This window comes from Indiicoccus explosivorum (assembly GCF_002167005.1).
Taxonomy (GTDB): Bacteria; Bacillota; Bacilli; order Bacillales_A; family Planococcaceae; genus Indiicoccus; species Indiicoccus explosivorum.
The window spans coordinates 1-11,308 of record NZ_NHTN01000076.1; the positions used below are offsets into that span (position 1 = coordinate 1).

Annotated in this window: 14 protein-coding genes and 1 pseudogene; all 15 read left to right on the forward strand. The window is 57.2% G+C overall.

The window, feature by feature from the left end:
* Window positions 1-59: 59 nt before the first annotated feature.
* On the forward strand, window positions 60-644 hold the full coding sequence (locus CCE92_RS15340; RefSeq protein ID WP_088009512.1) for a YybH family protein: 585 nt from the start codon (window positions 60-62) through the stop codon (window positions 642-644).
* A 51-nt stretch (window positions 645-695) separates the two neighbouring features.
* Window positions 696-2,024 (forward strand): ATP-dependent helicase ComFA, encoded by a 1,329-nt coding sequence (locus CCE92_RS15345; RefSeq protein WP_088009514.1) that lies wholly within the window; start codon window positions 696-698, stop codon window positions 2,022-2,024.
* A complete protein-coding gene (locus CCE92_RS16270) occupies window positions 2,021-2,674 on the forward strand; it encodes a ComFC family protein (RefSeq protein ID WP_241536083.1) in 654 nt (217 codons plus the stop codon). The genes CCE92_RS15345 and CCE92_RS16270 overlap by 4 nt, the downstream gene beginning before the upstream one ends.
* A gap of 11 nt (window positions 2,675-2,685) precedes the next feature.
* The gene (locus tag CCE92_RS15355) at window positions 2,686-3,096 is read left to right on the forward strand and encodes a TIGR03826 family flagellar region protein (protein ID WP_088009516.1); all 411 of its coding nucleotides are present in this window, start codon (window positions 2,686-2,688) and stop codon (window positions 3,094-3,096) included.
* A gap of 101 nt (window positions 3,097-3,197) precedes the next feature.
* Window positions 3,198-3,455: a flagellar biosynthesis anti-sigma factor FlgM gene (flgM, locus tag CCE92_RS15360; protein WP_088009518.1), complete on the forward strand. Its 258-nt coding sequence runs from the start codon at window positions 3,198-3,200 to the stop codon at window positions 3,453-3,455.
* Between the two features lie 14 nt (window positions 3,456-3,469).
* Window positions 3,470-3,964, forward strand: coding sequence for a flagellar protein FlgN (locus CCE92_RS15365; protein ID WP_088009520.1), 495 nt, complete (start codon window positions 3,470-3,472; stop codon window positions 3,962-3,964).
* Window positions 3,965-3,974: 10 nt separating this feature from the next.
* Window positions 3,975-5,462 (forward strand): flagellar hook-associated protein FlgK, encoded by a 1,488-nt coding sequence (gene flgK / locus CCE92_RS15370; protein ID WP_088009522.1) that lies wholly within the window; start codon window positions 3,975-3,977, stop codon window positions 5,460-5,462.
* Window positions 5,463-5,858: 396 nt separating this feature from the next.
* A complete protein-coding gene (gene flgL, locus CCE92_RS15375; RefSeq protein WP_088009524.1) occupies window positions 5,859-6,725 on the forward strand; it encodes a flagellar hook-associated protein FlgL in 867 nt (288 codons plus the stop codon).
* Window positions 6,726-6,777: 52 nt separating this feature from the next.
* The gene (locus tag CCE92_RS15380; protein ID WP_088009526.1) at window positions 6,778-7,143 is read left to right on the forward strand and encodes a DUF6470 family protein; all 366 of its coding nucleotides are present in this window, start codon (window positions 6,778-6,780) and stop codon (window positions 7,141-7,143) included.
* A 15-nt stretch (window positions 7,144-7,158) separates the two neighbouring features.
* Window positions 7,159-7,584 (forward strand): flagellar assembly protein FliW, encoded by a 426-nt coding sequence (fliW, locus tag CCE92_RS15385; protein ID WP_088009528.1) that lies wholly within the window; start codon window positions 7,159-7,161, stop codon window positions 7,582-7,584.
* 6 nt (window positions 7,585-7,590) lie between these two features.
* Entirely contained in the window at window positions 7,591-7,815 is a 225-nt protein-coding gene (gene csrA, locus CCE92_RS15390; protein ID WP_088009530.1) for a carbon storage regulator CsrA, read from the forward strand.
* Between the two features lie 145 nt (window positions 7,816-7,960).
* Complete coding sequence (locus CCE92_RS15395; protein ID WP_088009532.1) at window positions 7,961-8,875, forward strand: flagellin N-terminal helical domain-containing protein; 915 nt, start codon at window positions 7,961-7,963, stop codon at window positions 8,873-8,875.
* A gap of 345 nt (window positions 8,876-9,220) precedes the next feature.
* Window positions 9,221-9,334: pseudogene (locus tag CCE92_RS16275) on the forward strand (flagellin); the annotation flags it as partial.
* A gap of 525 nt (window positions 9,335-9,859) precedes the next feature.
* Window positions 9,860-10,357 carry a hypothetical protein gene (locus tag CCE92_RS15405; RefSeq protein WP_088009534.1) on the forward strand — a complete coding sequence of 166 codons (498 nt, stop codon included), beginning with the start codon at window positions 9,860-9,862 and terminating at the stop codon, window positions 10,355-10,357.
* Window positions 10,358-10,379: 22 nt separating this feature from the next.
* The gene (locus CCE92_RS15410) at window positions 10,380-11,261 is read left to right on the forward strand and encodes a prenyltransferase (RefSeq protein WP_241536084.1); all 882 of its coding nucleotides are present in this window, start codon (window positions 10,380-10,382) and stop codon (window positions 11,259-11,261) included.
* Window positions 11,262-11,308: the final 47 nt, after the last annotated feature.

The following is an 11,308-nucleotide window of genomic DNA, read 5'->3' on the forward strand; positions in this document are numbered from 1 at the left end:
ATGCCCGAGTTGAATGCCGGCACTCATTTGTGCAAAAATAACCGCAGGAGGAATGCGGGATGAAAAAATGGATGCTTGCTGCGGGGATGGCGGCGCTGCTGGCCGGCTGTTCCGGCGAAGAAGAAGCGCAGAACCCGGATACGGCGGAAGCCGGTTACGAAAACACGAATGATGCCGTCGGGCACGGCATCGCGGACGACACCGTCGCGGACGACGCGGCTGAAGATGACACCGTCGGCTTCACGATGGGCGAGGACGGCATGCCGGTCGCTGCGGAAGTGCCGAAAGACGAACGCGACGCGCTCCTTGACGCGTATGATGCCTACATCCAGGCGTTCAATGACGAAGATTTGGACGCGTTCATGGATGTGCTCGCCGAGAATCCCGAGGGATTCGACCGCGAAGAAGACAAACAGCTGCTGATCGATACGTTTGAACAATTCGAAACGACATACACGCCGAGCGACGTGACCGTCGTGAAGTATGAAGAGGACCGCGCGGAAGTGTTCGCGGTCATCGATGTGGACATGGTCGACGCCGAAGCCGACACCAACCTGTCGCAGACCGGCCGCCAAGTCGTCGTCTTCGCGAAAGAAGACGGCGACTGGAAAGTGACCTCGCTCCACTTTATCGGCAACCAGTAAAACTCCCGCTCAGCCGGGAGTTTTTTCAAACCCGCAGAAAGGACAACCCTTATGGACGAAATCGAAGCATTCCTCACCGGCCGGATCTGGCTGCGCGACCATACCCCTTTTCAAAAAGAAGACATCGATACGCGGATCAACGATGGGCGGATCCGGACAATTCCCGGCATCACCGGCCGCCAGTGCGCCCGGTGCCGGGAAAAGGACCCGCGCCTGATTGCGGAGTTCGCTTGCAGCCGCTGCGGGAAGAACTGCTTTTATTGCCGGCATTGCCTCAATATGGGGCGCGTCAGTTCATGCACGGAGCTGATTACGTGGGCGAACCCTTCTTCGTCCGGCGGACACCTGCATTCATTCGTCTGGAACGGGACGCTCACGGCCGCGCAGCAGAAAGCGTCCGACGAACTGCTCGCCAGCTTCCATAAAAAAGAAGACCACCTCATTTACGCCGTCTGCGGTGCGGGCAAGACGGAGCTGCTGTTCCCGCCGATTTTCGATGCGCTCGCAACCGGCAAGCGCGTGTGCCTCGCCGCCCCGCGCACCGATGTCGTGCTCGAACTCGCGCCGCGGCTGAAAGCGGCGTTCCCGGATACCGTCATCCACGCGCTTTACGGCGGCGCGCCGAAGGAAGCGGGCTTTGCCCAGCTCATCCTCGCGACGACGCACCAGCTGTACCGGTTCGAAGACGCGTTCGATGTCATGATCGTCGATGAGGCGGACGCGTTTCCGTATACGGCGGACAAAACGCTGCAGCGCGCCGTCCAGAAAGCGAAGAAGCAGGGTGCGCCGGTCGCCTACGTCACGGCGACGCCTTCCCGCAAGCTGTTGCGGAGTATTAAAAACCAGTCGCACATTTTCCGCCGCTATCACGGCCATCCGCTGCCGGAGCCGGTGTACCGGCCGCTGTGGAATTACCGGAAGGCGTTCCGGAAAGGGCGCGTCCCGCCGAAACTGAAAAGCTGGGTGGAGGACAATGCGGCGCGCGGCCGGCCGTTCCTTTTGTTTTTGCCGACGGTGGAATTGATCGATGAGACGATCCCTTACTTCCAGGCGATCCATCCGGGCATCCGGGCGGTCCATGCAGAAGACCCGGACCGGAAAGAGAATGTCCTGAAGCTGCGGCGCGGCGAGATCCCCGGACTCGTCACGTCGACGATCCTCGAGCGCGGCATCACGATCCGCAATGTCCAGGTCGCGGTCGTCGGCGCGGACGAAGCGATTTTCACGCCGTCGGCACTCATCCAGATCGCCGGCCGCGTGGGACGGGCGGCGGACTGCCCGGCCGGTGACGTCGTTTTATTCCATAACGGCATTTCGCGCCGCATGGACGAAGTGCGCCATCTGATCCGTTCGTACAATAAAGGAGGGGCTCCGTCATGAACTGTCTCATCTGTGATGCGGTGACACCGGAGCCGGTGTCGTGGCGCACGCTTTTCTGCCGGGATCCCACGCCGGACGTGTGCGGCCGCTGCATGGGCAAGTTCGAGCGGATCACCGGCCCCGTCTGCCCCCACTGCGGAAAAGCGTCCGACGGGCTGTGCGGCGACTGCGCGATGTGGGAGACGTCCGGCTATGCGGGGGTGGTGTCCGGCGGCCGGAGCCTGTATACATACAATGAAGCGATGCGGCAGTTTTTGCACCGCTATAAGTTCCTCCAGGATGCGGCGCTCGCGGAAGTATTTTCCGCGGAGCTCCGGAAAGCGTTAAAAGGTGAGGCGATTGTGCCGATACCTATGAATGACAAGCGGCTCCGGGAGCGGACGTTCCCGCAAGTGGACCGGCTGCTTGATGCGGCGCGCCTTCCGTACCGGCACTACCTGACGAAGCGGGACAGCGTTCAGGGGAAGAAGACGCGCGAAGAGCGCATCGCCGCACCGGTTTTATTCACATGGAACGGGGAACCGGTGCCGGCGCGGGTGACGGTCGTCGATGATCTGTACACGACCGGGGCGACGATGCGGCACGCGGCGCATGTCCTGCGCGAAGCCGGGGCGGAGGAAGTGCGCGTGTTCGCCTTGATCAGAGGATAGGAGGAACGGAAATGGGAGAAGTGAGGGACTGCCCGACGTGCGGCAGCCTGTTCAGCTACAGCGGTCTGCGTGAGGTGTGCGGACCGTGCGCGACGGCGGAGGAAAAGAAATACGATGAAGTGTACGCGTTCCTGCGCCGCCGGGAAAACCGGGCGGCGACGATTGAGCGGATCGTCGAAGTCACAGGGGCGGATCCGGGTTTATTGCATAAATGGGTGAAAAAGGGTCGCATCCAGACGGCGCTGTTCCCGAATCTCGGCTATCCGTGCGACCAGTGCGGGCGGCTGACGGTGGAAGGGAAGCTGTGCGGGGACTGTCGGGACGAGCTGGAGAACGGCCTGGAGCTGTTCGAAGCGGCGAAGGATTTCCGGCAGCGCATCGCCGATAGTGAAAAGGGCACATATCACAGAGGCCATAATTAGTCGAAAGGGCTATTTTGCCCTTTTGGCTTTGAAAAAACTTCAAAAAATGCGGTTCCGGCCGAAATAAACGATAACAGGATGTAAGAACAGGAGGCGGAAACATGAAAATATCGAATGCAGGAATGAATCCGGTGAATCCGTATACGAAAAATCAGCAGAAAATCGAGGAGACGGCGAAAGCGGCAGTCCGGCAGGATAAGCTCGAAATTTCCGCGGAAGCGAAAGAACTTCAGTTGTCGGTGAATTCTCCGGAACGCGCGGAGCGCATCCAGTCGCTGAAAGCGCAGATCGAGGCGGGGACGTATAAACCGGACGCCGAGAAGATCGCCAACGGGCTGTTTGATTTTTATAAGAAGTGAGGGGAAGGCTGACTATGTCCGCGGAATCGATCATTCACGTGCTGGAGAAACTCCAGGCACTCCATGGCAGCCTGTTGGATCTCGCTGCCCGCAAGACGGAATTCATCAAAAACGGGGACATGGACAGCCTCGAAGGACTGCTCAAGGATGAGCAGGCGCATGTGGCGGCCATTTCGCAGCTTGAACGGCAGCGGATGGCGGTGGCTGCGCAATTCATGGCACAGCGGGGCTGGCATGTGCCGGAACCGACCGTGACGGAAATCGCGGAAACGGCGGGCGGCGCGGAAGGCGAGGCGCTCCTCACGATCCGGGACCAGCTGCTCGCTACGGTCGATGAACTGAAAGCGCGCAACGCGCTGAACCAGCGGCTGACGTTCCAGTCGCTGCAGTACGTCAACATGTCGCTCGATCTCCTGCAGCCGAAGCGGGGACCGATCAACTACACGAAAACGGATGCCGCCGGGGCGAGGAAGCGCGTGACGCGTTCATTCTTCGACTCGCAGGCGTAGGAGGCACAGCATGTCTACATTCATGGGGCTCGAAGCGAGCAAACGGGGGCTGTTCACACAGCAGGCCGCCCTTCATACGACCGGCCACAACATCGCCAACGCCAACACCGACGGCTATTCGCGCCAGCGGGTGACGATGCAGACCACGCCGGCATACCCGGGCACCGGGATGAACGCGCCGAAAATGCCGGGCCAGCTCGGCACCGGTGTCGAAGCGGGGACGATCGAACGGATGCGCGACGACTTCACCGACCGCCAGTTCCGTCAGGAAGCCAATAAATTCGGCTACTGGCAGTCGCGGTCGAGCGCCATCTCCCAGCTGGAGGACGTCATGAACGAACCGTCCGAATACGGACTCGCCAAATCGATGGATGAGTTCTGGAAATCGCTCCAGGATTTGTCCGTCAACCCGGAAAACAGCGGCGCGCGCGCCGTCGTCGTCCAGCGCGGCGTGGCCGTGACGGAATCGTTCAGCTACATCAGCCGGTCGATATCCGCGCTGAAAGCCGACTACGGCAGCGAACTGGAAGTGGCGGGCAAAGACGTCAACGCCATCCTGCAGAACATTTCGGACCTCAACCGCCAGATCCAGGAAGTCGAACCGAACGGCTACTTGCCGAACGACCTGTACGATGCACGCGACTCGCTCATCGACGAACTGTCGGCGTACATGCCGATCGACATCGAAACGATCAAGACGGGCGGCGGCGCACTCGCCATCGCGGAAGGCGGCGTGAAGATCTCGCTGAAGACGTCGAACGGGCCGGTCGTGCTCGTCGACGGGCAGACGGTCCATGAAGTCGCAGTGAATAAAACCGATGACAACGTAACGGGGTTGACGGTCGGCACGGAAGACGTCCCGGTCGGGAACCTTCTCCAGAGCGGCAAAGTCCGCGCGCTGATCAACTCATACGGCTATCAGGAAGCGGGCGGGGAGCCGAAAGGGCTCTACAACGACATGCTCGCGAAGCTTGATGATCTGGCATCGGAGTTCGCAACGAAGTTCAACGCCGTCCATCAGTCGGGGACGGATCTGAACGGGGACGCCGGCCTCGCTTTTTTTGAAAATATGGATTCGGCCGCGACGATCAGCGTGAACGAAGCGCTGCTGGAGAACTCGAACCTGCTCGCCGCGTCCGATTCGGCACCCGGTTCCGCTGAAGCCGGAAACGGCAACAATGCCCGCAATCTGGCGGATGTGAAATCCGCGACGATCACGATCGACGGCAAAGCGACGACAGCGCAGACGTATTACCAGGGCATCATCGGGGAGCTCGGGGTCGAAGGCCAGCAGGCGGCGCGGATGGCGCACAACTCGGAGACGTTGCAGCTCGCGGTTGCTGAACGCCGCGCGTCGTATTCGTCGGTGTCGCTTGATGAGGAAATGACGAACATGGTGACGTTCCAGCAGGCGTATAACGCCAATGCGCGGATGATCACCGTTGTGGATGAGATGCTGGACAAGATCATCAATGGCATGGGCCGAGTCGGATTGTAATATTAAAGAAGAATTCGCCTCCGGCGGACGCTTTCTACCCCACAGGAAGTGGGACATGCAGCTGGCGCGACAGGACGTCGCGTTGCCAGCTGCCGGGGCGGTTCGCTTCGCTGCGAAAACACTCGCTTGCCGCGGGCAGTTCGTGAGCCGCTTCGGCCGCTTGCGCGTCCTGCAGGGTCTCACCTGAACTGCTATCCCGCAGGCGTCTCGTATTTTCGCATGCTTGCTCCACCCCCCAGATGCTTATATTTAGAACGCCTAAGGATGGAACTGCCCGACTCCTGCGGAAAAACGGACGTGATGAGACCCCGCAAGCGCACAGCGCGCGGAGGCTCATCCGTTCGTCCGCGGAAAGCGGGCATTCCATCCCATCATTAAACAAAAGGAGAGCTGAATATGCGCGTGACGCAATCGATGCTTTCGAATAATATGCTCCGCAATTTGTCGGACAGTTATAGTAAAATGGGCAAGCTGCAGGACCAGCTGACGACGGGGAAGAAAGTGAACCGGCCGTCGGATGATCCGGTCGTGGCGATGAAAGGCATCGGCTATCGGACGCAGCTCGATAAAGTGCAGCAGTTCCAGCGCAACCTCGGGGAAGCGCACAGCTGGCTCGATTCGACGGACGACACGCTCGATAAAGTCGGTTCCGCCATCCATCGGGCGAACGAACTGATGATTTCAGCGGCGGACGGCACGAAGACGCCGCAGGACCGGGCGATGATCGCCGAAGAGATCAAGCAGCTCCAGGAGCATGTGCAGGATCTTGCGAACACGAAAATCGGCGATAAATTTATTTTCAGCGGCACGAAGACGGACACGCCTCTTTCCGCTAACGGAGCGATCGGCACGGATGCCGCATTTGATAAGCCGGTGGAATTTGAAGTTTTCGATGGCGTGACGGTGCAGGTCAATACCAATGCGCGTCAACTGTTTACGGATATGAATAAAACATTCGACGATATGCTGACGAATCTCGACACAGGTGAAAACCTCGATCAGTCGATCGGCGAGGTCCAGGGGCAGCTCGACAGCCTCCTGGAAATGCGGGCGAATGTCGGCGCGCGGCAGAACCGTGTCGAATTGATGGAAAACCGCTTGGCGACGCAGGAGATCATCGCCACGAAGCAGATGTCCGAGAACGAGAACATCGACTATGAAGAAGTCATTACGGAAATGATCACACAGGAATCCGTCCACCGGGCTGCGCTGTCCGTCGGCGCGAAGATCATCCAGCCGACGCTTGTTGATTTCTTAAGATAAAAATTCAAAGACCGCCTCGGAAACGAGCCGGTCTTTTTTAGAAGGTGAGATAATGTGGATCACACCGGTCCAAATCAGGACGACGCCTGCCCAATTGAAAATCGACGCATCAGATGCACGTGCGCAGTATGGGTTCAAGCCGATTCCGCAGCTTGCCGATGAAAACGCGGATACGGGCGTCCAGGCGGCGCTGGAAGGAACAGCCCGCAGAGCGGAACAGGGGCGCGCGCTCATGAGCATCGAAAACGGCGGCAACCCGATCGCCGACCAGGCGAAAGCGTCTTGGCGTCAGCAGAAACAGCTTGGCATCACGTTCATCCCGTCCCACGGCAGTGTGAAAATCAATTACACGATGGCGCAGGTTGAACTCTCCCACACACCGCGGGAGCAGCCGCCGTCCATCGATATTTCTTTATAAAGGAGCTCCAGCAGAATGAATATCCAAACCGCATTTTTTGGTGAAACAACGATCGATGAAAAAGGACTTATCCGGTTCGAGCACGGCCTCCCAGGTTTTGACGACGAGCGCCGCTTCGTCATCCTGCCGCTCGAAGGGAACGACGCGTTCCACGTCCTGCAGTCCGTCGACACAGAGCAGGTCGCTTTTGTCGTGACCAACCCGTTTTTATTCGGTGAATACACATTCGAAATCGACGAAGCGACAGTCCACGCACTCGGAATCGAAGGGGAAGAGGACGTCGCGATCATCTCGATCGTCACCGTGAAGGAGCCGTTCGATTCGTCGACGGTCAACTTGAAAGCCCCCGTTATTCTCAACACGCGGACGGGTAAAGGGAAACAAGTCATTCTCGATAAAGCCGACTATCCGATCCGCCGCCCGCTGGCAGAGAAGGGGTGACCGACAATGCTTATACTGACACGAAAAGCCGGCGAAACGATCTGGATCAATGACGAAATCGAAATCACCATCACCGAAGTGAAAGGCGACCAGGTCAAAATCGGCATCAACGCACCGAAGACGATGGATATCCTGCGCGGCGAACTGCGCCAGGAAATCGGCGAATCAAACCGCGACGCGCTGGCAGACCTGACGGGAATAAAAAACTTCCTGAATCAAGAAAAAAAGTGAATTAAGCTATTAAACAATCCGGCCGACCCCGATATAACTGTTGTAAGGCAGTTCACGTGGTCCGGCGGCTCGTTTGCTGCCATACATAAACCAAACGTCCACAAGGAAGTGGGCGAAACAACCACTCAGGGAGGAACAACTTACCATGATTATCAATCACAATATCACAGCGCTTAACACGCACCGCCAACTGTCTTCTGCTTCACAGGCGCAGTCAAGTTCGATGGAGAAACTCGCTTCCGGTCTTCGCATTAACAAAGCAGGCGACGATGCAGCGGGTCTCGCGATTTCCGAGAAAATGCGCGGGCAGATCCGCGGTCTCGACCAGGCTTCCCGGAACGCACAAGATGGCATCTCGCTCATCCAGACGGCTGAAGGCGCGCTGAACGAAACTCACGACATTCTCCAGCGCATGCGTGAACTTGCTGTTCAGTCAGCGAACGATACAAACACGGACACGGACCGTTCTGAAATCCAGAAGGAAGTTAACGAACTGGCTTCTGAAATTTCACGAATCGGCGATGACACGGAATTCAACACAAAGAACCTTCTCGATGGTACTTTCTCAGGTACTTTCCAAATTGGTGCTAACGAGGGGCAGAACCTTCAGATCTCTGTAAACGACATGAGAACGGATGCTTTGCAGGTAGGTAAAGTATATACTGCGAACACAACCGACGGAACAACACTGATTGGTCAAGATGGTACTACTGTTCTTGGAACTTGGCAGGCAGCAGGAGCAGAATCCGCTCCAGGAGCAGGCGATGGAACAGCAGCTGGTTACTACGATGCATCAGCGGTACTCGTTCTCGAATCTGATGCAGCACTTGCAGCAGGAGCTAAAGGCGCTCTTGGTGTAGATGTTTCTTCTCAAACAGCTGCAGATGCAGCAATTACAACAATCAATAATGCGATCGAATCAGTTTCTGCAGAACGTTCAAAACTTGGCGCTAATCAGAACCGTCTCGAGCATACTATCAACAACCTTGGAACATCTTCCGAAAACCTTACTGCAGCGGAATCACGTATCCGCGACGTAGATTATGCCAAAGCCGCGTAAGCGGACGGAGGTACAGTCGTCCTGACTGGTAACGGTCAGCGATCATAACCGGGTGAATTGCTGGAAACCCCTTAGAGCTTTTCTTGCCACAACGCAGCTGGAAACGGCAGACGTGATGGCCCAAAAAAAGAAAAGAGTTGGGCAATCAGCAGCCAAGCTCCTGTCTCGAAAGAGTGGAGAAGGTCCAACGACTAGGATAGACCATCTAAGGCGAGAGCTATGATGATGAAATCCGTAGGTGAAACAGTGGTCATCAGCACTGCGGATCCGAAGTGCCCGGCCCCTACCGAGAAATCGGAGGGTGAAGATATAGTCTGGTCATTTGTGAAAGCAAATGTTCGCACGATGGCGAAAGAAATGATGAACCAAACAAAGAACTCGATTCTTGCACAGGCAGCACAAGCAATGCTGGCTCAATCCAATCAGATGCCTCAAGGAGTACTGCAACTCCTGAGATAATGATTGAAGGGCGTCTGTTCCGGCAACGGATCAGATTACAACTGGGTGAACTGCTGGGACTTCCTGAAGCTTCATTGACCACAACGCGGCTGGAAACGGCGATCGTGATGGTTTGAAAACAATGAAGATTGGACAATCAGCAGCCAAGCTCCTGAGAGGAAACTCTGGAGAAGGTTCAACGACTAGGATAGACCGTCTAAGGCGATAGCTATGACGATGAAATCTGTAGGGTGGCAAGCGCCATTCGAAGTGCCCAGCCCCTGAAAAGGGTGAAGATATAGTCTATTCTATGATCGAAAGACATAGCGGCAAAGCAAGCCAACCAGCAGCCACAGGGAGTTCTTCAGCTTCTCCGTTAATCTGGCTATCGAAAACGCGGTCCGAGCAATCGGCCGCGTTTTTATTTTTTTCTCTTCATTCTGATTTTCCTTCAGTCCCCTTTAAAACTTGACCTCCATCAATGTCCTCTTTCCCGCCAAATTTTAAACTGAAATCAACCATAGTTTTTGAAAGGCCGTGACTTCCATGTGGTGGACTCTCCGCGAACTTGTGCTCGGCATACATGTGTTCCTCGGGATCGTCTGGGTGGGCGGTGTGCTGTTCGTCGGCTGGGGCGTATTCCCGGCGGTCCGGGCGATGGATTACCGGAACCAGCAGCGGTTCCTTTTGTCGCTCATGCGCTGGACGCATAAGGTGTTCACGCTGTCGGGTGCCGGTGTGATTGTGACCGGGATTTTCCTCGGGACGGTATTCGGCCCGATCCAAAGTATGGGAACGGCTTCGCTCTCGCCGTACGGTCACCATTTCGTGCTGGCGCTTGTCGTCGGTTCGCTGACGCTTGCCTGGGGGACGCTCGTCAGTTATCCGCATGCGATCAGTGTGCTGTCGAAGACGGTGCTGTGGAACATGGCGGATGAGGGGTATGACACATTCCTGAAGCAGTCGTTGCGTGGTGTGACGCTCGTATCGGGCGTGGAAGTGATCGGGTTTGTCGGGCTCCTAACGATTATGCTGACGTTTTAGGGGATAGAAAGGACGGATTATCATGCAAAAAGCGGAAGTGACGAAACAGCATTTTACGTATAACGGTTCCTGGGTGAAATTGATGCGGCCGATGACGCTCACCGGTACAATCACGCCGGTGCTGGCGGGCACAGCATATGCGGCGGGGATCGGGACGGTCCGGTGGGACGTGTTCCTTGTGTTCTTGCTTGCTTCGCTATTGATCCAGATGCCGGTGAATGTCCTGAACGATTATTTCGATTTCGGCAGGGGGCAGGATGCGGACCGGTGGACGGAAGGCGGCACGGGTCCGGCGTACGAGCTGCTGCCGGGCGTGGCAACGGCGATGCTGCTGGTCGCGTTCTCGCTCGGTGTGTGGCTTGCGATGATGAGCAGCGGGTTCATCTTCTTTGCGGGCGTCCTTTGTGTGGCGGGCGGCGTGTTTTATTCCGCAGGGAAGAAGTCACTGGCCGCGCTCGGGCTGGGTGAAGTGACGGCGGCTGCGCTGATGGGATTTGCGGTGTTCGTGCTGGCGGTCGCGGTCCAGGGCGCGCCGATCGGCATCGTGACGTTCATGGCGGCGCTTCCGTTCGCGCTGCTGATCGCGGCGATGATTCTGGCAAACAATATCCGTGACATCGAAAAGGACAAAGGGTTCCGCCGCACGGTGCCGATCCTTATCGGCAAGCAGAAGGCGATGCTGATTCTGTCGCTCCTGTCGGTCGGCGCTTACATCTGGGTGCTGTTCCTCGCATCGGTCCGGATCATTCCGATTCCGGCGCTGCTGATTTTGCTCGCCGTGCCGGTTGCGATGCGCTTTGATAAAAAAGTATGGCTGAACGAAGCGGGTGGGATGAAATGGACGGCGATGCATCATTGGACGTTCGGTCTGCTCTATGCCCTTGGACTTTGGCTGACACTTTAATAATGAACTACGGAATGGCCGCGCCGGCGATATGCTGCGCGGCTGTT